The organism is Streptomyces sp. (assembly GCF_019510245.1).
Lineage (GTDB): Bacteria > Actinomycetota > Actinomycetes > Streptomycetales > Streptomycetaceae > Streptomyces.
The window spans coordinates 19,431-39,825 of the sequence record NZ_JAEKKT010000162.1 but is presented as its reverse complement, the minus strand read 5'-3'; the positions used below and the strand labels follow the sequence as shown (position 1 = coordinate 39,825).

General features: G+C 71.4%; 20 protein-coding genes and 1 pseudogene. 7 read left to right on the top strand and 14 right to left on the bottom strand.

The genetic code is table 11. The features are described 5' to 3' along the window. Positions 1-61 precede the first annotated feature (61 nt). From JF597_RS31125 to JF597_RS31115, 3 genes are all read right to left on the bottom strand, one after another. Positions 62-766, bottom strand: a complete 705-nt coding sequence (locus JF597_RS31125; RefSeq protein ID WP_294002999.1) for a Crp/Fnr family transcriptional regulator — start codon at positions 764-766, stop codon at positions 62-64. A gap of 180 nt (positions 767-946) precedes the next feature. Then, positions 947-1,720 carry a TIGR03943 family protein gene (locus tag JF597_RS31120; RefSeq protein ID WP_294002971.1) on the bottom strand — a complete coding sequence of 258 codons (774 nt, stop codon included), beginning with the start codon at positions 1,718-1,720 and terminating at the stop codon, positions 947-949. Then, a complete protein-coding gene (locus JF597_RS31115) occupies positions 1,717-2,760 on the bottom strand; it encodes a permease (protein ID WP_294002969.1) in 1,044 nt (347 codons plus the stop codon). The genes JF597_RS31120 and JF597_RS31115 overlap by 4 nt, the downstream gene beginning before the upstream one ends. A 171-nt stretch (positions 2,761-2,931) precedes the next feature. On the opposite strand from JF597_RS31115, the gene JF597_RS31110 reads away from it, so the two are divergent. Continuing rightward, positions 2,932-4,827 carry an NAD-binding protein gene (locus tag JF597_RS31110; RefSeq protein WP_294002997.1) on the top strand — a complete coding sequence of 632 codons (1,896 nt, stop codon included), beginning with the start codon at positions 2,932-2,934 and terminating at the stop codon, positions 4,825-4,827. 317 nt (positions 4,828-5,144) lie between these two features. On the opposite strand, the gene JF597_RS31105 is transcribed toward JF597_RS31110, so the two are convergent. Then, positions 5,145-6,953, bottom strand: coding sequence for a prolyl oligopeptidase family serine peptidase (locus tag JF597_RS31105; RefSeq protein WP_294002967.1), 1,809 nt, complete (start codon positions 6,951-6,953; stop codon positions 5,145-5,147). A 160-nt stretch (positions 6,954-7,113) separates the two neighbouring features. Between JF597_RS31105 and JF597_RS31100 the strand changes: the two genes are divergently transcribed. After that, on the top strand, positions 7,114-7,908 hold the full coding sequence (locus tag JF597_RS31100) for an SURF1 family protein (RefSeq protein WP_294002965.1): 795 nt from the start codon (positions 7,114-7,116) through the stop codon (positions 7,906-7,908). 48 nt (positions 7,909-7,956) lie between these two features. Here the strand turns inward: JF597_RS31100 and JF597_RS31095 are convergent, their stop codons facing one another. The 6 genes from JF597_RS31095 to JF597_RS31070 all read right to left on the bottom strand — a co-directional run bounded on the left by JF597_RS31095 (position 7,957) and on the right by JF597_RS31070 (position 13,857). Next, on the bottom strand, positions 7,957-9,096 hold the full coding sequence (locus JF597_RS31095; protein ID WP_366916468.1) for a hypothetical protein: 1,140 nt from the start codon (positions 9,094-9,096) through the stop codon (positions 7,957-7,959). A 119-nt stretch (positions 9,097-9,215) separates the two neighbouring features. Then, a complete protein-coding gene (locus tag JF597_RS31090) occupies positions 9,216-9,815 on the bottom strand; it encodes a SigE family RNA polymerase sigma factor (protein WP_294002995.1) in 600 nt (199 codons plus the stop codon). A gap of 659 nt (positions 9,816-10,474) precedes the next feature. Further along, positions 10,475-11,554: an aspartate-semialdehyde dehydrogenase gene (locus JF597_RS31085; RefSeq protein ID WP_294002961.1), complete on the bottom strand. Its 1,080-nt coding sequence runs from the start codon at positions 11,552-11,554 to the stop codon at positions 10,475-10,477. Next, positions 11,551-12,822 (bottom strand): aspartate kinase, encoded by a 1,272-nt coding sequence (locus JF597_RS31080; protein ID WP_294002992.1) that lies wholly within the window; start codon positions 12,820-12,822, stop codon positions 11,551-11,553. The genes JF597_RS31085 and JF597_RS31080 overlap by 4 nt, the downstream gene beginning before the upstream one ends. Positions 12,823-13,214: 392 nt before the next feature. Further along, positions 13,215-13,616, bottom strand: a complete 402-nt coding sequence (locus tag JF597_RS31075) for an SgcJ/EcaC family oxidoreductase (protein WP_294002958.1) — start codon at positions 13,614-13,616, stop codon at positions 13,215-13,217. Positions 13,617-13,689: 73 nt separating this feature from the next. After that, entirely contained in the window at positions 13,690-13,857 is a 168-nt protein-coding gene (locus JF597_RS31070; protein ID WP_294002956.1) for a hypothetical protein, read from the bottom strand. Between the two features lie 112 nt (positions 13,858-13,969). Here JF597_RS31070 and JF597_RS31065 point away from each other — a divergent pair, with 112 nt between their 5' ends. Further along, positions 13,970-14,689, top strand: a complete 720-nt coding sequence (locus JF597_RS31065; RefSeq protein ID WP_294002954.1) for a sulfite exporter TauE/SafE family protein — start codon at positions 13,970-13,972, stop codon at positions 14,687-14,689. A 59-nt stretch (positions 14,690-14,748) separates the two neighbouring features. Here the strand turns inward: JF597_RS31065 and JF597_RS31060 are convergent. Beyond that, positions 14,749-15,018, bottom strand: a pseudogene (locus JF597_RS31060) (Uma2 family endonuclease); the annotation flags it as partial. Positions 15,019-15,297: 279 nt separating this feature from the next. Between JF597_RS31060 and JF597_RS31055 the strand changes: the two are divergent. From JF597_RS31055 to JF597_RS31045, 3 genes are read left to right on the top strand one after another with little or no spacing between them, the layout of a single operon-like run. Next, complete coding sequence (locus JF597_RS31055; protein ID WP_294002952.1) at positions 15,298-15,897, top strand: hypothetical protein; 600 nt, start codon at positions 15,298-15,300, stop codon at positions 15,895-15,897. A 1-nt stretch (position 15,898) separates the two neighbouring features. Next, complete coding sequence (locus tag JF597_RS31050) at positions 15,899-16,879, top strand: hypothetical protein (protein ID WP_294002950.1); 981 nt, start codon at positions 15,899-15,901, stop codon at positions 16,877-16,879. Continuing rightward, positions 16,879-17,535, top strand: a complete 657-nt coding sequence (locus JF597_RS31045) for a response regulator (protein WP_294002948.1) — start codon at positions 16,879-16,881, stop codon at positions 17,533-17,535. The genes JF597_RS31050 and JF597_RS31045 overlap by 1 nt, the downstream gene beginning before the upstream one ends. Here the strand turns inward: JF597_RS31045 and JF597_RS31040 are convergent. From JF597_RS31040 to JF597_RS31030, 3 genes are all read right to left on the bottom strand, one after another. After that, the gene (locus JF597_RS31040; protein WP_294002946.1) at positions 17,528-18,190 is read right to left on the bottom strand and encodes a DUF5063 domain-containing protein; all 663 of its coding nucleotides are present in this window, start codon (positions 18,188-18,190) and stop codon (positions 17,528-17,530) included. The two genes, JF597_RS31045 and JF597_RS31040, sit on opposite strands and share 8 nt — an antisense overlap. After that, complete coding sequence (gene recR / locus JF597_RS31035) at positions 18,183-18,782, bottom strand: recombination mediator RecR (RefSeq protein ID WP_294002944.1); 600 nt, start codon at positions 18,780-18,782, stop codon at positions 18,183-18,185. The genes JF597_RS31040 and recR overlap by 8 nt, the downstream gene beginning before the upstream one ends. A 93-nt stretch (positions 18,783-18,875) precedes the next feature. After that, positions 18,876-19,220, bottom strand: coding sequence for a YbaB/EbfC family nucleoid-associated protein (locus tag JF597_RS31030; RefSeq protein WP_294002990.1), 345 nt, complete (start codon positions 19,218-19,220; stop codon positions 18,876-18,878). A 307-nt stretch (positions 19,221-19,527) separates the two neighbouring features. Between JF597_RS31030 and JF597_RS31025 the strand changes: the two genes are divergently transcribed. Continuing rightward, positions 19,528-20,283 carry an SLATT domain-containing protein gene (locus JF597_RS31025; RefSeq protein ID WP_294002942.1) on the top strand — a complete coding sequence of 252 codons (756 nt, stop codon included), beginning with the start codon at positions 19,528-19,530 and terminating at the stop codon, positions 20,281-20,283. The last annotated feature ends 112 nt before the right edge of the window (positions 20,284-20,395 follow it).

The following is a 20,395-nucleotide window of genomic DNA, read 5'->3' as shown; positions in this document are numbered from 1 at the left end:
CACTGCCCACGAAGTGCTGTCCGAGAGGCTAGGAGAGAGCGCGCGAGGTGATCCCGTACCACTACGGGTTGTCGGCAACGACTTTGGCGAATTCAAGCAGTTTCGGAACGTCACAGATGGTTATGTTGCGGTAACTGCGCTCCACCAGTCCCATGGCCGTCAGAGTTGCCAGATTCTTTTCGGCCGTGGTGAGCCGGAGGCCGGCCAGGGACGCGAGTTCCGTCTGGGTGAGCGTCACCCCGAGGTCGCACCGCTTTCCGTCACCGTCCGGCGTGGGCTGCGCGTAGGCCCGGCTCAGCTCGGCCAGCACCCGGGCCAGCCGGGTCAGGGAGTCGTAGGCCTGGAAGTCGATCCGGCGCCCGTTGGCCCAGCGCAGCCGGGCGCAGAGCATGTGCAGGATGGCCCGCATGGCGTCCGGGTGCCGGGTGAGGAAGGTCTCCAGCGTCCGCACCTGGACGATGTGCGCGGTCACGTCGCTGCAGGCGATCACGGAGCCGGAGCGGGGGCGCTCCTCGAAGGCCGCCATCTCGCCGACCAGGTCGCCCGCTATCCGGACGGCGAGCAGCATGTCGTAGCCGCTCTCCGCGCTGGCGACGACCTTCACGACACCGCTCGTGATCAGCAGGACGTGCCGGCTCTCGTCGCCCTGCTGCAGCAGGGTGCGGTGTGCCGGGTAGCTGATGGGAGTGGACTGCGCGAGCAGATCCGCACGTGTCGTGTTCCGTAACCGGCCGAGAAAAGTGGACGGCGCCCACCCGTGATTCACCAGCAACCCCCGACGATCCCGCTCCGTGACGCGGCGCCCTGTTCAAGCGCCCGACCATGCTGCCGCCGAGGGGTGTCGCGGCCGACGGGCATGACAGCATGTGGCCTGTTTTTCGCGTGTCACAACCGGAATTGACCGAATGGGCATTACTTAAAGGCGAGATATGGTCGCCCGTGGGCGTCAGTTGTTCCAGGTCTCGTCGTACGGGTCGGCCGGGGTCGGGATCGGCTTGGCCTCGGTGACCTGGAGGTACGGGATCGGGCCGTTGTTCACCGGGTCGCGGGTCTCGCGGGCGGTGTAGGTGCCCGTCACCTGGAGCCAGGCGTCCGGCTGGAGGACCGGGGGGATCTTCCCGGTCAGGGCCACCTTCACCGGCTGGGCGTCCGCCGCGCAGCAGTTCAGCGCCATCCGGACGAGATACGGGGTGCCGGCCGAGTCGACGGCCACGAAGCCGGCGATCCGGACCTGGTGGCCGGCCAGCGAACGCCCGTGGTCGTAGACGGCGCGCCCAGCGTAATCGACCAGGTTGAGCGGTATCGGGTCGGACGTGGGCAACTTGTTGTAGCCGTACGGCTGTTGCAGGGCGGTACCGGTGCGCATCGCGCTGTAGGAGCCGAGTGCGGGCGGCGCGATGAGGATCAGGGCGAGGAGCGGGAGCACCAGCAGCCAGGAGATGCGGGGTTCGCGGTGGACGTGCCCCTCGGACGCGGTCTCGGGCACGGCCTCCGGCACGGCTTCCGGCACGGCCTCCCGCGCGGCCCGCTTCCGGCTGCGGGCGCGCTTCCACTCGTACCACGCCGTCGCCAGCGCCGAGACGATCAGGACCGCGCCCGCCGCCAGCAGCAGCGGCTGCAGGCCCGCCTTGACGTAACGGAGATAGAGGTCGGTCATGCCCGCGTGCAGCAGGGCCGCGCCCACCAGGAACATCACCGCCGCCTGCGCCTGCCGGTTCACAGCAGCACCGCCCCGGTCAGTACCGCGCCCACGATCGCCGCCGCGAAGGTGGCCGGGGCGAAGCGCAGGGCGAAGCCGCGGCCGAAGGTGCCGGCCTGCATCGCGAAGAGCTTGAGGTCGATCATCGGGCCCACGATCAGGAAGGCCAGCTTCGCGGTGAGCGAGAACTGGGTGAGGGAAGCCGCCACGAACGCGTCCGCCTCGGAGCAGATGGACAGGAGTACGGCCAGGACCGACAGGGCGAGGATCGCGACCACCGGGTTGGCGGCCGCCGTGCGCAGCCACTCCGCCGGGGCCACCGCCTTCAGCGTCGCGGCCGCCATCGCGCCGAGCACCAGGAAGCCGCCCGCCTGCATGGTGTCGTGCCGGACCGAGGACCAGAACGCCTCCCCCTTGGTCTCGCCCTCGTGGTGCGCGTGCGCCGGCAGCCGCAGCCAGTCGGTGCGGCCGAGCCGCTGCCACAGCCAGCCCATCGCGCACGCCACCAGCAGGCTGCCGGCGAACCGGCCCACCACCATCTCGGGGTTGCGCGGGAACGCGACGGCCGTCGCCGTCAGCACGATCGGGTTGATCGCGGGCGCGGAGAGCAGGAAGGCGATCGCCGCGGCCGGGGTGACACCCCGGCGGACCAGGGCGCCGGCCACCGGGACCGACGCGCACTCGCAGCCCGGGAGTACGACACCGGCCAGCCCCGCGACCGGTACCGCGAGGGCGGGATGGCCGGGCAGGGCGCGGGCGAAGAAGGAGGGCGGGACGAAGACCGCGATCGCCGCGGAGAGCAGCACGCCGAGGACGAGGAACGGGAGCGCCTGGACGACCACCGCCACGAACACCGTCATCCAGCTCTGCATCACCGGCTTCGACAGCGCGCCGCGCACCGGGCCCTGGAACACCACGACCAGGAGGAGGAGAAGGGTGAGGGCCAGGGGGGAGCTGAGGTGCCAGCCCTCCCGGTCGGGCGGGGCGCCGGTGCCGTCGGCGCCGGGGGTCCCGTTTTCGGGCGCGGCGCCGGGCGGGGCGGCTTTCTCGGTGATGGCCACGGGTCGGATACCTCCGGCACTTCGGTCAGATCCGGGATTATGCTCCCTCTCCCTCCGTACGGGAGGCCGGGGGCGGCTGTTCATCTCGTTGCTGGAACCATGCGTTGCGTTGAGGCAGTCTTTTCCCTCGTGGCGAGCGTTCCGTATCAGGGTGGTGGGACCCCGGCGTCCATGGTGGTGTGCGGGGACGACGGGCTCGCGCACCGGCTGGCCGCCGAGTTGCGCACGGTCTACGGCGAACAGGTCACCCTCGTCGTACCGCCGAACGTGCGCATCGCCCGGCCGCCGGTCGTCGGACGCGCGCGGGCCGCCTCGGCCGCGCTGTTCGACCGGGTGGTCAGTGCGGCCGTGGGCCGGACGGGCGGCAACGGCGGTGGGGGTGGTACCGGTGCCGGTGCGGTCTCCGGTGGCGGTGAAGGGCCGCGCGGTGAGCGGGTCCTGGAGGCCGACGAGACCAGTGAGGCGGTGCTCGCCGAGGCGGGGGTGGAGCGGGCCGCCGCGCTCGCGCTCGTGTACGACGACGACGAGACCAACATCCGGGCCGCCCTCACCGCCCGCCGGCTGAATCCGCGGCTGCGGCTGGTGCTGCGGCTGTACAACCGGCGGTTGGGGCAGCACATCGAGGAACTCCTCGACCAAGCTGCCGCGTTGGCGATCGGGGACGCGGACGGCGGCGGAGGCGGCGCGGTGGGGGACGCCTCCACGATCGTGCTCTCCGACGCCGACACCGCCGCCCCGGCTCTCGCCGCCACCGCGCTCGCCGGGCGCGGCAAGGTCATCCACACAGACGGCCTGGTGCTGCGGGCGGTGGATCTGCCGCCGGATGCCGGTGCGGGACAGGACGCCGTCGAGCGCGGGCTCTTCCCGCTGGCGCTGCTCTCGCCGAACGGCACCGTGCCCGACGAGCCTGCCGGGGGCGGCCGGGAGCGGGGGCCGCGGCTGCTGCCGGACGACGAGCAGGTACGGGCCGCGGGCGAGCGTGGCGTGATGGTGCTGGAGCACGTGTCGTCGTCGGCGGGGGCGGCGGAGCCCGCCGGGCGCGGGGTCGGGGTGGTACCCCCGCTCGCCTCGCTGTTCTCGCGGCGGCTCAGGTGGTCGCTGCTGGGGAGTGTGGGGTGCGTGGTCGCGCTCGCGGTCGCGTTGTCGGTGGTGACGCACATGCATCCGGTACGGGCCTTCTACTACACGCTCCTCGACCTGTTCGCCATCGACAACCCCGCGATCGGGGCGCCGCTCGGGCGGCAGATCCTGCAACTGCTGTCGGGGCTGGTCGGGTTGCTGCTGCTGCCGGTGCTGCTGGCGGCGGTGCTGGAGGCGCTCGGGACCTTCCGGACCGCGTCCGCGCTGCGCAAGCCGCCCCGGGGGCTGGGCGGGCATGTGGTGCTCCTCGGGCTGGGGAAGATCGGCACGCGGGTGCTGACGCGGTTGCGCGAACTGCACGTGCCCGTGGTGTGCGTCGAGGCCGATCCCGAGGCGCGCGGGCTGGCGGTGGCGCGGCGGCTGCGGGTGCCGGTGGTGCTCGGGGACGTGACCCAGGAAGGGGTCCTGGAGGCCGCCAAGATCCATCGGGCGCAGGCGCTGCTCGCGGTGACCAGCGCGGACACGACGAATCTGGAGGCCGTGCTGTACGCGCGGTCCGTGCGGCCCGAGCTGACGGCGGTGCTGCGGCTGTACGACGACGACTTCGCGACCGCCGTGTACCGGACGCTGCGGGCGGCGCATCCGGATGCGATCACCCGGAGCCGGAGTGTCTCGTACCTGGCGGCGCCGTCCTTCGCGGGGGCGATGCTGGGGCGGCAGATCCTCGGGGCGATCCCGGTGGAGCGGAAGGTGCTGCTGGTGGCGGTGGTGGAGGTGCGCGGGCATCCGCAGCTGGAGGGGCGGACGGTGGCGGGGGCGTTTCGGGCGGGGGCGTGGCGGGTGCTGGCGCTCGAGGGCCGGCAGGGGGTTGCGGCGGGGGAGTACGTGTTGCGGGGCGGGGACCGGGCGGTGGTGGTCGCCACCCGGAGGGGGCTGGCGGAGCTGTCCGGCCACGTGGCCTCGCCCACCCACCCGCACGACGCCTGAGCGCGCAGTTCCCCGCGCCGTGGTTCAGTACCGCGCCGTCGTGGTTGCTCGCGCAGTTCCCCGCGCCCCTGACGGGGCGCACCCCGCACCGTGATTCCCTGCCGCGCCACCGTGGTTGCTCGCGCAGTTCCCCGCGCCCCTGACGGGGCCCACCCCGCACCGTGATTCCCTGCCGCACCACCGTGGTTGCTCGCGCAGTTCCCCGCGCCCCTGACGGGGCGCTTCAGAACCGCATCTTTGGGAGTAGCCGGGCCCTCAGTCATGGCTCGGCGTGAGTGAGGGCCTCGCTGGTCAGTGGGGCGGGTGGGAAAGCGGGGTCAGTCTGTCGGTGCTGTCGCCGTAGGCGTGAGGTGGCGTTCGGCGAACTCCATTTCCAGGCGGAGTTGCTTGATGCGTTCGTCGACCACGAGGGAGCCGTGGCCCGCGTCGTAGCGGTAGACCTCGTGGACGGCCGAGCGGGCCGCCAGGCGGTTGACGTAGTTGTCGATCTGACGGATGGGACAGCGGGGGTCGTTGAGCCCGGCCGAGATGTAGACCGGGGCCTTCACGTCGTCCACGTAGGTGAGGGGGGAGGACGCGGCGAAGCGTTCGGGGACCTCTTCCGGCGTGCCGCCCAGCAGCGTGCGGTCCATCGCCTTCAGGGACTCCATCTCGTCGTGGTACGCCGTGACGTAGTCGGCGACCGGGACGACCGCGATGCCCACCGCCCAGGAGGCCGGCTGGGTGCCCAGGCCGAGGAGCGTGAGGTAGCCGCCCCAGGAGCCGCCGGTCAGGACGAGCCGGTCGGGGTCGGCGAGGCCGGACTCGACCGCCCAGTCCCGTACCGCCGCCACGTCCTCCAGCTCGATCAGGCCCACCCGGTGCTTCAGCGCGTCCGTCCAGGCCCGGCCGTAGCCCGTGGAGCCGCGGTAGTTGATGCGGACCACCGCGTACCCGTGGTCCACCCAGGCCGCCGGGCCGGCCGCGAAGCTGTCGCTGTCGTGCCAGGTCGGACCGCCGTGCAGGTCGAAGACGGTGGGGAGGGGGCCCGTCGCTCCGGCCGGTTTCTGGATCAGAGCGTGGATGACACCCCCGGGGCCCTCCACCCACGCGTCCGAGACCGGGACCGACGGTGGGCACTTCATGCCGGGCGGGTCCAGGACCACCTCGCCGGTCGTCGAGCGGACCACCGGCGGCTCGGCGGCCGAGGACCACAGGTACTCGACGGTGCCGTCGGGGCGGGCGGTGGCCCCGGAGACGGACCCGGGCAGAGTCGGGATGCGCGCCAGTTCGCGCGTGGCCAGGTCGTAGCGGAACAGGTCGCTGCGGGCCTTGTGGCTGTGCGCGATGAGCAGCGCGCTGCCGTCCGGGTACCACTCCGCGCTCACGTCGCCCGGCAGGTCGAGGGCCAGGTCCGTCTGCGCGCCGGAGACCACGTCCCAGACCAGGGGCTCCCAGCGGCCCCGCCTCTGGTGGCCGATGAGCAGGCGCGGGTCGCCGTCGACCGGGGCGAAGCCCAGCACCTCCAGGCCCAGCTCCTCGCTGCCGCCGTCGGTGTCGTCGAGCTCGGCGACCGTCGTGCCGTCCGGGCGGACCACGCGCAGCGCCGAGTGCATCGCGTCGCCGTGCTCGGTGTGCTCGATCGCGATCAGCGAGCCGTCGTGGGAGAGGTCGCCGACCCCGGCCGACTCGGCGTGCCGGTAGATCTCCAGGGGCTCCTCCCCCTCTCTGACCAGGTAGATCGTCGTACCCTCGTCGTCCGTCGAGCGGCCCACGACCGCCGTGCGGCCGTCCCGGCCGAGCGCCAGCCCCGAGGGGTACGACGGCTCCAGGCCCGGCGTCGCCTCCTCGTCCGCGCCGCCGCCGAAGGGCTGCCGGCGCCAGACGCCGAACTCGTCGCCGTCCTTGTCGTCGAACCACCAGATCCACGCGCCGTCCGGGGAGAGCAGCCCGTCCGTCGTGCCGTTCGGCCGGTTCGTCGCCTGGCGCTGCTCACCGCTCGCGCGGTCCCAGGCGTACAGCTCGTACGTCCCCGTCGCGTTCGACACGAACAGGGAACGGTGGGGGGCGTCCTCCGCCCAGTCCGGCAGGGAGACCCGAGGGGCGCGGAAGCGCTTCTCCCAGTCCGGCATGTCGCTCTCACTCATGGCCGCAGTCATGGCCCCATACTGCCCGTCCCCGCCCACAATGCGCCGAGGAGAGTCCACCGCCTGTGGATAACTTTGCGAACCTCCAGGTGGCCGTCCGGACCGGGACGCGCCCACCCCGCCCGTAAACCGTCATGAACCGCCCCGTACCGTGGACGGCGTGTACCGCTTTCTGCTGACACCCCGTTGGTGGGGCATCAATGTCTTCGTGCTGCTCGCCATCCCGTTCTGCATCTTCATGGGGTCGTGGCAGCTGAGCCGCTTCGAGGCGCGTGTCGACGCGCATCGCAGCGCCGACGAGCAGGTGCAGACGGCGAAGACGGAGGCGGCCCGCCCGCTGGCCGACCTGCTGCCCGTCGACCAGTCGACCTCCGGCAAGCGGGCCACCGTCACCGGCCGGTACGCCAAGCAGCTGCTCGTGCCCGACCGCCAGGTCGACGGCAAGAACGGCTTCTACGTCCTGACCCTGCTGCGCACCGACTCCGGCAAGGCCCTGCCCGTCGTACGCGGCTGGCTGCCCGGCAGGGCGGACGCCGCCGAGGCGCCCGCCGCGCCCACCGGCGAGGTCACCGTGACCGGCGCGCTCCAGGCCTCCGAGACGCCGGGGGACAACGGCGTCAGCAACCAGGGCGGGCTGCCGTCCGGGCAGACGGCGGCGATCAGCGCGGCCTCGCTGGTGAACCTGGTGCCGTACCCGGTGTACGACGCCTGGATCACCCTGGACAAGGCCGACTCGGGGATGACGGCCGTACCGGCGACCGCGCCGGACAACTCGGGGCTCGACCTGAAGGCGTTCCAGAACCTCGGTTACACCGGTGAGTGGTTCGTGTTCGCGGGGTTCGTGGTGTTCATGTGGTTCCGGCTGGTGCGCCGCGAGGTGGAGTTCGCCCGGGACGCGGCGCTCGGCCTGGTCCCGGACCCGGAAGAGGAAGCCCAGCAGCCGACCGCCGTGTGACGGCCCCGGCCGGTCCTGCCGTACCGTCGGTCATCCCGGTCCTGCCGGTCACTGTGCCGCCAGGACCCCGGTCCAGTAGACCGTCCCGGCGCACGCGTTCGTCACCGTCGCCGACCCGGTCGGGGACCCGGCCTGCGGGGTGTACGAGACCGCGACGCTGCCGTCGGCCGTGCCGCCGTCCTCGGTGAGCAGCTGGGTGGTGGTGCCGTCCGACCCGGAGGTGGTCGTTCCGGCGCTGCTGCTGGCCCCCTCGGAGGGGCTCGGGGAGGCCGTGGAACCGCCGGTGGAGCCGGTGGAGCCGGTGCCGGTGGAGCCGCCGGTGTCGGAGCCGCTGGTCGGGCAGGTCTCCGAGGGGACGAAGCCGAACTTCTCCTCGTAGGCCGCGCCGGGCGCCAGGACCAGGCCGGTGAGCTCGGCGGTCGGGTCGGGCAGTCCGGCCGCCGCGTCGCCGGAGGCGTGCCGGGCGGTGAGGACCTTGGTGGCGTCGGCCGCGCCCTGCGCGAGGACGCCCACGCTGCCGGGGCCGCCGACGGTACAGCTCGTCGTCGAGACGTTGACGACGCGGAAGGTGCCGTAGACGACGCCCGTCGAGTCGGGGGCGCCGACGGTGGAGGTCGGGGTGCCGAGCTGGGCGGAGGTGCAGACGGGGGCGCTGCTGGCGGCACTGGCGGTGGGGACGACCTTGGTGCCGGAGGCGGCTCCGGTGCTCTCGCTCTTGCCGCCACCCTTCCCGCCGCCGGGGCTCTGGTCGGCGGCCTGGCCGCCGCTGCCGCCCGCGGTGCCGACGCCGCCGTCGGGGTTCTTGCCGCCCGTGGCACCGCCCTGCGCCTGGGAGGCCTGGCCGGCCATGGAGGTGTTGGGGTCGGTGCCGCCGGAGTTGGAGACGTGCAGCAGGGCGGGGATCGCGGTGCCGATGAACAAGGCCGCGGCCGCCATGCCGACGGCGGCCTGCCGCTTGCGGGCGCGGCGGGCGGGCACCGCGCGGCGCAGGTGGTCGAGGCTGCCGTCGCGCGGCGCGAGGTCGTCGACCGCGGAGTGCAGCAGCCGGCGCAGGGCCAGCTCGTCCGTGCCGAGCCCGTCCAGGGTTTCGGGGTCGGCGGCACCGGCCCCGAAGCCGAGCCCGTTCCGAAGCCCTTCAGGGCCCTGTTCCAGGCCCTCGGGGCCCTTGTCGTCGGGGCCGTGGTTCACAGTTCCGTTCCCAGCGTGCGATTGCGTGTGCTCTTGCTCGTGGCGTCGTTCTGGTGTCGGCTCGTGCCAGGCGTAGGGCTCGTGGCGATCATGCGAGTCGCCTCCCTCGGGGCTGTCCGTCATGCCGCCGACTCCATCGCCACCCGTAGTGCCGCGATGCCGCGCGAGCCGTAGGCCTTCACCGAGCCGAGCGAGATGCCGAGCGTCTCGGCGACCTGGGCCTCGGTCATGTCGGCGAAGTAGCGCAGGACGAGGACCTCGCGCTGGCGGCGCTGCAGGCCCTTCATCGCCTTGATCAGGTCGCGCCGCTCCAACTGGTCGTAGGCGCCTTCCTCGGCGCTGGCCGCGTCCGGCATCGGCTTGGAGAGCAGCTTGAGGCCGAGGATGCGGCGGCGCAGCGCGGAGCGGGAGAGGTTGACGACCGTCTGGCGCAGGTAGGCCAGGGTCTTCTCCGGGTCGCGGACGCGTTTGCGGGCGGAGTGGACGCGGATGAACGCCTCCTGGACGACGTCCTCGCAGGAGGCGGTGTCGTCGAGGAGGAGCGCGGCGAGGCCGAGGAGCGAGCGGTAGTGCGCCCGGTAGGTCTCGGTGAGGTGGTCGACGGTGGTACCGGCCGCCGTCGCCGTCTCCTCCGCGCCGTCGCGCTGGCTGGGTATGCGGGTGGGCCGCGCTGCGGGCATGGGCGCGATCACCGGCATGCCGCCGGGCGTACCGGGCATGCGGGGGCGCAGGCCGGCGCGGGGCGGCCGCAGGGCCGTCGCGCCGCCGGGCGCACTGAGTTCGAGTACCTCTGCCACGCAAGTTGGACACGTCTACCCCCGGCGGGGTTGTACGTGCCGGGTATCACTTTTGCATCGGGCCTGCCGGACGGGCGCGTGGCGAGCCCGCTGGACGGGCGCACGTCGGCTCCGCAGGTCGCGCGCAGGCCGGGTCCGCCGGTCACGCGCGGGCCGGGAGCGCCGACCGCGCGCACGCCGGGGCAGCCGGGTGGGCCGGCCGGCGCGGTCGGCACCGTTCTGTGCGCGTCCGGCAGCACACCCGACGGTGCGTCAATTGCCGCCATGCGTCCCGCTCTTCCCTTATATCCCATTATGAACGGGCGTCCCCACGCCCCGATCACGGCGTCCCCACGCCAGGATCATGCGTCCCCGCGCCCCCAAGGCCCGGTTGCGTAAGCGCCCGGTAAGTGGGCGACCGCAAAGACGCTCCCCGCCGTCCGCATGGTTGCGGAGGACGGGGAGGAAAATCTTCGAACGCGGACCGGTCCCGGTACAAGAGGTTTGGACCATGCTCCGGGACACATTTTTACGTGGAGCCTACCTGTGGGCCCGCTCCCATCTGGGGCGCATCCGGTGCATTTGCCGTGGTCACCGGGTGTTCACACGAAATCCGCCATACCTGAACGGCCGGTCAGTTCCACCGCCACAAGCTCGGCGATCTGCGCGGTGTTCAGAGCGGCCCCTTTGCGAAGGTTGTCCCCGCACACGAAGAGCTCCAGCGCGGTCGGGTCGTCGAGCGCCCGCCGCACCCGCCCGACCCAGGTCGGGTCGGTGCCCACCACGTCCGCGGGGGTCGGGAACTCCCCGGCGGCCGGGTTGTCGAAGAGGACCACACCCGGGGCCGTGTCGAGGATCTCCCGGGCCTTGTCGACCGTGACCTCGCCCTGGAAGCGGGCGTGCACCGTCAGGGAGTGCGTGGTGACCACCGGCACCCGCACGCACGTCACCGCGACCGGCAGCTTCGGCAGCCCGAGGATCTTGCGGGACTCGTCCCGCACCTTCATCTCCTCCGACGACCAGCCGTCCTCCCGCAGCGACCCGGCCCACGGTACGACGTTGAGCGCGACCGGCTCCGGGAACGGCCCGGTCAGGTCCCCGACCGCCCGCCGTACGTCACCGGGCTTGGTGCCCAGCTCCGTACCGGCGACCATCGACAGCTGGGCCCGCAGCGTCTCCACGCCGGCCCGCCCGGCCCCGCTGACCGCCTGGTACGACGACACCACCAGCTCGCGCAGCCCGAACTCGGCGTGCAGCGCGCCCAGGGCGACGATCATCGACAGGGTGGTGCAGTTGGGGTTGGCGATGATCCCGCGCGGCCGGTTGCGGGCGCAGTGCGGGTTGACCTCGGGGACGACCAGCGGCACCTCCGGGGCCATCCGGAAGGCGCCGGAGTTGTCCACCACGACGACGCCCTTGGCGGCGGCGACCGGCGCCCAGCGTGCGGACACCTCGTCCGGCACGTCGAACATCGCGACGTCGATGCCGTCGAAGGCCTCCTCCGACAGCGCGACGACCTCCACCTCCGCCCCGCGCACGGTCAGCTTGCGGCCGGCCGAGCGCGGGGTGGCGATCAGGCGGATCTCGCCCCAGACGTCCGCCCGCTGGGACAGGATCTGGAGCATCACCGTGCCGACCGCCCCGGTCGCACCCACGACCGCGAGCGCCGGCTTGCCGGTCATCGGCCGGTGCCCCCGTAGACGACGGCCTCGTCGGTGTCGGAGTCCAGACCGAAGGCGGTGTGCACGGCGCGCACGGCCTCGGGCACGTCGTCGGCCCGGGTGACGACCGAGATGCGGATCTCCGAGGTCGAGATCAGCTCGATGTTGACCCCGGCGTCGCTGAGCGCCTCGAAGAACGAGGCCGTGACCCCCGGGTTGGTCTTCATGCCCGCGCCGACCAGCGAGATCTTGCCGATCTGGTCGTCGTAGCGCAGCGAGTCGAAGCCGATGCCCGACCGGTTGCGCTCCAGCGCGTCGATGGCCTTGCGGCCCTCGGTCTTCGGGAGCGTGAAGGAGATGTCCGTCAGGCCGGTGGCGGCGGCGGACACGTTCTGCACGACCATGTCGATGTTGATCTCGGCATCGGCGATGGTCCGGAAGATGGCGGCGGCCTCGCCCGGCTTGTCGGGCACACCGACGACCGTGACCTTGGCCTCGGAGGTGTCGTGCGCGACACCGGAGATGATGGCCTGCTCCACCTTCTTGTCCCCAATCGGCTTGCTGCTGACCCACGTGCCCTGAAGTCCGCTGAAGCTGGACCGGACGTGGATCGGGATGTTGTAGCGGCGCGCGTACTCCACACAGCGGTGGAGCAGCACCTTGGAACCGGAGGCGGCGAGCTCCAGCATGTCCTCGAAGGAGATCCAGTCGATCTTCCGCGCCTTCGTCACCACGCGCGGGTCGGCGGTGAACACACCGTCGACGTCGGTGTAGATCTCGCAGACCTCGGCGTCGAGCGCGGCGGCCAGCGCCACGGCCGTCGTGTCGGACCCACCGCGCCCCAGCGTGGTGATGTCCTTCTTGTCCTGGCTCACGCCCTGGAAGCCGGCGACGATGGCGATGTTGCCCTCGTCCAGCGCCGTCCTGATCCGCCCCGGCGTGACGTCGATGATCCGGGCTTTGTTGTGGACCGAGTCGGTGATGACGCCTGCCTGGCTGCCGGTGAACGACTGGGCCTCGTGGCCCAGGTTTTTGATCGCCATGGCCAGCAGTGCCATGGAGATACGCTCTCCGGCGGTCAGCAGCATGTCGAACTCACGCCCGGCAGGCATCGGGGATACCTGCTCGGCGAGATCGATCAGCTCGTCCGTCGTGTCGCCCATCGCGGAAACGACGACAACCACCTGGTTGCCGTTCTTCTTCGCTTCCACGATCCGCTTGGCGACGCGCTTGATGCCCTCGGCATCGGCAACGGAGGAGCCTCCGTACTTCTGCACGACAAGGCCCACGTGCGCTCCTCGCTCGGTTCGTTTGTGTCGGCTCAGTTTAACGAGCGTCCGAATTCCACCAGCCTGCTCCCGCATGGTGAGACCGGCGGGACCTCGCCGCTCGCGACCGGAACCTGCCCAGCAAGCGGCACCCCACGCGAAAAGTGCCCTGCCTCACATCGCACCCCGTGCGTGAAGTTTCAAGAATTAAGGTACGGGGCGTGCGCCGCGGAATCACTCCGGCGCGGCCTGAAGCGGTACGGCTTCGAGGTCGAGTGGGTCACCACGGGCGCCGCCGCGCTCGCCCACCCTGGCCCTGCGCGGGCGGGGCTCCGGCGGCGACGTGCCGATCATCGTGATCAGCGCCGGCAGCGGCGAGACGGACCGGGTGGTCCGCGAGGTGATCGCCCGGATCAGGGCGGTACTGCGCCGGACGCAGCCCCGACCGCTCCGGCTCCCGGCTCACCGTCGGCCGCAAGGCCGCCCGCGTCCGCCTGGACAGCGCGGAGGTCCCACCGGCCCCCTTTGACGATGGTGCGCTTCTTCTCACCCACCGGCTTGTTGTGCAGGAAGTGCTCGAAGTAGTCGACGATGCCGGCGTGGTCGGTGCGGATCTCGTTGCTGACGGTCGGCAGCAGCACCGCGTCCTTGGCGTACAGGTCGGCGACCTTCTCCAGGTCACCGGTGCGCAGGGCCGCGTTCCACCTGTCGAAGAGGCCGGTGATCTGCTTCTTGCCGGGCTCGTGCGGGGTCCGCGAGCCACCGGTCTGGCTCACCCCCACGGTCACCGTTGCGGCGACGACGGCGAAGCGCATGCGGTTCGTTCTGGTCGTGGTCAACGCCCGTGCAGCCGATGTACAGCGCAGGTGCAGGGCTCGGCCAATGTCCTCAGGTGCGCAGGAGGCTGACGCCGGCGCCGAGCGACACGACCCCCATCCCGACGGCCGTCAGCACGCCCTGCGTGCCGTCGACGACGAACGGCGCGACGGCGGCGACGACGAGGTTGAAGAGGAAGAGGAACCACAGGACGGGACGGGAGGAGAGCAGCGGCTTCACGGCGGGATCCTTGTTTCTCGGCTGGGCTGAGCTGGCGAGATCAACACTCCCGTCTCCCGGCGGCCGCGACGAGGAAGCGCACTCCCGAACGGTTGGTGTAGGCAGGTACACCATGACGGCGCTGATCCTTCTCTCCGGCATCGTGCTGCTGGGCGCGGGCGTGCAGTGGCTGACCGGCATGGGCTTCGCGCTCGTCGCCGTCCCCGCTCTGATCCTCCTCCTCGGCCCCGCCGAGGGCGTCGCGCTCGCCAACTGCGCGGCGGGCGCGATCAGCGTGGTGGGCCTGGCGGGCGGCTGGCGCCGGGTCCGCCCGGCCGCGATGGTCCCGCTGTGCGCGGCGGCGGCCTGCACGGTCCCGGCGGGCACCTGGCTGACCCGCCAACTCCCGCCGCCCTTCCTCCTCCTGACCATGGGAGCCCTGGTGACCGCGGCCGTGCTCCTGGTGATGCGGGGCGCCCGTCTCCCCGCCCTCGGCGGCCGGGGCGGCGCGTTGACGGCCGGCGCGGTGGGCGGCTTCATGAACTCGGCGGCGGGCGTGGGCGGCCCCCCGATCTCCCTCTACGCCCTCAACGCGGGCTGGACGGTACGCGAGTTCGTCCCCAACGCCCAGTTCTACGGCGTCGTCGTCAACGCCTTCTCCGTGACGGCGAACGGGGTGCCGGGGCTGAGCGCGGCCCAGTGGACGGCGGTGGCCGGCGCCATGCTGACGGGCGGGCTGATGGGCCGCGCGGTCGCCGACCGCACCCCCGAACACCAAGCCCGCCGCCTGGTCCTCCTCCTCGCCCTGACGGGCGGGGTCACCGCGGTGGCGAAGGGGGTGTGGACGCTGTGACATTCGCGGTACGACCGCTCAGCCACGAACTCCTTGAGGGGCTCCGTGTCGAGGGTGATGTTCACCGGTTCCGGAAGCTTCACCGCCGCTCCGAACGGCAGCTTCTCCTCGTGCCGGTAGCGGCCGTTCTCGGGCTGGTTGAACACGACGACCGAGCAGTCGTCGGGGTCGATGAGGAGGTGGACGGGGATGCCTGCGGCGGCGTAACCGTCGGGCTTCTCGACGCGGTCGCGCTGATTGGTGTCGGTGTCGAACGAGGTGATCTCTCGCCGGACATCTGCGGCTGGTGCTCGGTCCTGGGGGTCATGGCGTCGCCTCCTCGGCTCCATACGGCCCCGACCGGCACCTCCTGCACGCTCACCGCAGCCCGGCCGCGCGGCGCAGCGCCTCGACGCGCTCGGTGACGTCGATGACCCCGTCGGTGTCGGTGCCATGGACGACCGTAGGCACCGCTCAGGACTGGCCCCGTCCTGCATGACTGACGTGGCCGTCCCGGACGTTGCGCTTCAACTCACCAAAGGATCAAGGAGGTTGCTCTACGCTGATGGGTCCCGCACGCGCATGAACTCGGGGGACGAGCTTTGATCGTGCAGTGGTGTGTGAAGGGGATGGCGCTCCCCGACGACGACGTCGCCAGAGGACTGATCGACAACAGGTTCGGGATCGCCTGCCGCTGGTGGCAGCGGATCGATCCCCTGCCGCACGGCGACGTCGCCTCGAAACTGACGGCTCAGAACCTCAATCTCCACGTGAACCATTTCGAGAGCACCGACCCGGCAACGGGGCTACCGTTCTGCGAGGAGACCCCTTTCATCTCCCTGTCGTGCGGGACGGTCGAGCGGGACACGGCGGCGAAGACCAACTTCGTGCACACCGCCCGGCACACGGCCCTCTGGTTCGGAACCGGCTTCGGCCGGGAGCCGGTCGCCTATCTCTACTTCTGCTGGGTCATCCTGGCCCCCCGCTCCGCGGTGGCCGTACAGGGCGTCGCCGAAGAGGTCCGGGACCTGAACACCTACCGCAGATACTCCGCGTACCAGGTCGAGGGCGAGGTGGCCGCGAAGATCCTCGTGCCCGCGAACCAGATCAGCCGGTGCGAGCGATGGGAGTGGAACCGCGAGAGCAGGACGATCCGGAAGACGTGGACTCACTCCAACCCCCATTTCGTGCGGCCCGAAGCGCTGAGCAACGTCAGGGAGATGCTCTGAGATGACCTCTCCACCGCTCGACCCGCTGCAACTCGATGCCGGCCAGGTACAGAGCGCAGCCGACTTCCACGAGGCATACGCGCAGTTCGTGATGCGCAACGTGGAGGCGGAGTCCGGCGACCTCGAGGCCGCCCTCATCGAGGCCGCATCGGCTTACCGCCTCGCGGGCCAGTGGCGACTGCTGGTCGACAGCGACGGCGGAGTCGCTCTACTGCTCCGCGCCGCCTCGCTGTTCTCCCGGGCGGGACTCACGTACGGCGCCTACCTCGAAGCCTCACTGGTACCGGACAGGGTTCGCGACCGCCGCGATGCCTGGAGGGCCCTGCTCCTACGCACCGACGGGCAGCCACAGCACGCGACCGGGCCCGCGTTCGAGGAACACCGGGCGGACAAGTTCCTCGGTCACGTCCAGCAGCAGACCTATCTGCTGCTGGCCTGCGCCGCGCTCACCACACCCGGGAGCGGACAGGCGGAGGAGCTCAGGTCCTTCGCGAGCCGGTCACCGCACCGGGACGGCGTCGTCCCCATGGGGTCGATGGGGGTGCCGGTGCGGACTCTCTGGGGCCTGGCGCTGGACATGCTCTCCCCCGACGCAGAACCGGCCGCCCGCAGGTACGCCGGCACACTCACCGAACTGTCCCGCGCCTACGCCAGGACGGTCGACCTCGCCATGGCCAACACCCTGACCTGGTTCAACGGCGCGGCTCCGATCGACGTGGCGGACCTGGACGTGATCGGCACGATGGCGATGGGCATCCAGCACTTCGGCCGAGACCGGATGCAGGACCTGCTGGACACCACCGAACTTCCCGACGTCGCCCGGGTGCCGCTGGACCTTGGCATGGAGGTGGCGCCACCTGGAACGGACGACGGACCGATCCTGGACGAACTGGGCCCAGATGGGACAGAACCGGGATGGACAGACCTGAACGGACCCGACGACGGCCCCGACCTGAACGGACCAGGCGGAGGGAGGTTATAGTGAAGGACGCGACGGAGCTGATCCGGGCGCTGACCGGGCTGGCCTGGCCGCTGTTCGCTGCCTGGGTGGTGTGGAAGTTGCTTCCGGAGATCCGGAACGTCGTCAGGAACCGGGCCTTCAGCCTCAAGGTCGGCAACAACGAGCTGACGGTGCAGGAGTTCACGAACCAGGTCGTCGAGACCACCGCGGAGCTCCAGCAGCAACTCACGGTCCGGACGGATCGGAGCCGGCCCGGACAGGAGCCGTCGCCACCGTCGCGACGCGTCCTGCACAGGGTTCTGTGGGTCGATGACAACCCCTCGAACAACGCCTACCAGACGGCCCAGTTACAGGCGATGGGCGTGGAGGTCGTACAAACCGAGTCCACGGACGAGGGCCTGCGGGCCCTGCGGAGGGCATCGCGGCCCTTCGACGCCGTGATCTCCGACATGGGCCGCGCCGAGGCCGACGGGTTCGACCCCGACGCCGGCCTCAAGCTGATCCGGAAGATCCGCGAGACCGACGCCATGACCCCGGTGTTCGTCTACGGAGGCGCCGGTGCGGCCGCCCGCCGGGACCAGGTGGCCGACGCCGGGGGCAACGGTGTCACCCAGTCCCCGGCCGAGCTGTTCGTCCTGCTGGGCCAGGTAGGACAGTTCCCGAAGACGGCTACTTGACCGACCGCGCTCCCAGCGACCCGCCGATCTCCTGCTCCATCACCCGGCCCGCTTCGAATTCCAAGGTCTCGTCGCCCATCGTGTCCTGGTCGGTGTCCAGGCCGTCCAGTTCCTCCAGGGGCTGGTTGAGGCGGACGTGGATGAGGACGGACTGGAGGGCGCGCAGGACGGCGGAGGCGGTGGGGCCCCAGTTGGAGAAGTAGGAGAACTGCCACCACCACAGGGCCTCCGTGATGCGGCCCGCGCGGTAGTGGGCCATGCCGTGGCGGAGGTCGGCGACGATGTCGGCCAGGTCGTCCGAGATCCGGGCCGGGACGGGCGCCTTGCGGGGCTCGTACGGGTCGAAGACCTCGGAGTAGACGTCGATGGGGTCGAGCAGGCGCCCGAAGTTCTCGCGGAGCTGGTCGACGTCCGGCTCCGGGCCCAGGTCCGGCTCGTAGCGCTCGTCGGGGACGATGTCCTCGTGCGCGCCGAGACGGCCGCCGGCCAGCAGCAGCTGGGAGACCTCCAGGAGGAGGAAGGGGACCGCCGAGTCCGGCTCGTCGCCCTTCGACACCTCCATGACGGCCACCAGGAAACTCTCCACCTGGTCGGCGATCTGGACCGCGAAGTCGTCGGGGTTCTGCGCGGTCGCGTGCAGCGTGGCGTCAGACATCTAGGAGTCGTCTCCCCTCGAAGGCGCGGCCGAGCGTGACCTCGTCCGCGTATTCCAGGTCGCCACCCACCGGGAGGCCGCTGGCCAGGCGGGTGACCTTCAGGCCCATGGGTTTGATCATGCGGGCGAGGTAGGTGGCGGTCGCCTCGCCCTCCAGGTTCGGGTCCGTGGCGAGGATCAGCTCGGTGACCGTGCCGTCGGCCAGGCGGGCCAGCAGCTCCCTTATCCGGAGGTCGTCGGGGCCGACGCCCTCGATCGGGCTGATCGCGCCGCCGAGGACGTGGTAACGGCCGCGGAACTCACGTGTGCGTTCGATCGCGACGACGTCCTTCGGCTCCTCCACGACACAGATCACCGTCGGGTCGCGGCGGGTGTCGCGGCAGATGTTGCACAGTTCCTCCTGTGCGATGTTGCCGCAGGTCGCGCAGAAGCGGACCTTCGCCTTCACCTCCAGGAGAGCCTGCGCGAGACGCCGTACGTCCGTCGGCTCCGCCTGCAGGATGTGGAAGGCGATCCGCTGCGCGCTCTTCGGACCGACGCCGGGCAACCGCCCCAGCTCGTCGATGAGGTCCTGGACCACGCCTTCGTACAACGGACTGCCCTTCCTGGAGTCTTTCGGTACGTACGCTAGTTGGCTACCGCCTGTCCTAGGAAGGCGGTGCGGGTGTCGTGCGGGCGACGAACATCAGAACGGCAGGCCGGGGATGCCGCTGCCGCCGCCCAGACCCTGCGCCAGCGGGCCGAGCTTCTGCTGCTGGAGCGCCTGGGCGTTCTCGTTGGCCGCCTGGACCGCCGCGACGATCAGGTCGGCGAGGGTCTCGGTGTCCTCCGGGTCCACCGCCTTCGGGTCGATCTTCAGCGCGCGCAGCTCGCCGGAACCGGTCACGGTAGCCCGCACCAGGCCGCCGCCCGCCTGTCCGTCGACCTCCGTGCTCGCCAGTTCCTCCTGGGCCTGTGCCAGGTCCTGCTGCATCTTCTGGGCCTGCTGGAGCAGCTGCTGCATGTTGGGCTGGCCACCACCGGGGATCACGATCAGCTCCTGGGTCGGGTCCGGAATTTCTCTGTTGTGCATGAGCCTACGTGGTTGACGCAGCCATCGCCCCGCCACTCTTTCGAGTGAGATTCACTGCTGCCCTATACCTGATCAAGACCCACTTCCGGGCGGAAAAGAGACGAAAGTACAGTCTTCGCCACCCATTGGGCGGTAGGAAGGGTTCCCGTCGTCAGCATCCATTGTCAGGTCCAGTGCCGGGGCCGGTGCCAGGCCCGACGTCAGGTCCGATGTCGGGTTCGATGTCACGGAACGTGACCGGTCGGGATCAGTAAGGGAGTGCCGGGTGGGTCAGCCGGAGATGCAGCCCGAGGGACCGCCTCAGGACGGGCGGGGCGGCGAGGGCGCGGCCGGACTGCGGCCGGGTGATCTGACCGGGCGGGCGTTCCCGCTCGGGGACTGGGGTGAGCCGGCCGAGCGGCTCGACGAGCTGTACCGGTGGGTGGAGCGCGGGGCGCTGGCGACGGCCGCATGGTATCTGGCGGACCGGGTCTGGAAGCGGCGCGGGGCGCGGGCGCTGCGGTGCGGGGCGGCCGTGGGGGCGGTGCTGGGGGCCGCGCTGCCGCTCCTCGACCTGACCGGGGTGGTGGGCGGGGTCGCGCCCTGGGGGTATCTCGCGCTGCTGCTGGCGGTGTCGTGTGTCGGCATCGACCGGTTCTTCGGGGTGACGTCCGGGTGGATAAGGGACATGGCGACCGCGCAGGCCGTGCAGCGGCGGCTGCAGGTGCTGCAGTTCGACTGGGCGTCGGAGAGTGTGCGGGAGGTGCTGGGGCCTGCGGAGGGGACGGCGAGCGAGGCGGCCGAGCGGTGCCTGGGGGTGCTGCGGAGGTTCTCGGAGGACGTGACCGAGCTGGTCCGCACGGAGACGGCCGACTGGATGGTGGAGTTCCGGACGGGGCCGGCGCCGCTGGGCATGCAGGCGACGGTGACGGCGGGGCCGCGGGCGGATGCGGGGCATCTGAACGGGCGGTTTCCGCTGCCGCCGGGGACGAACGGGGCTCGGCCGAACATGCCGAGGCAGCGGCCACCGGAGCCTCGCTGAGCGGGGGTGCGCGCCGACGGTCCACTGCGGCACCGCGGGGCTGTTCGCGCAGTACCCCGCGCCCCCAGGAGGGCGGGACTTCGCACCGTGGTTCACTGCCGCGCCATCGTGG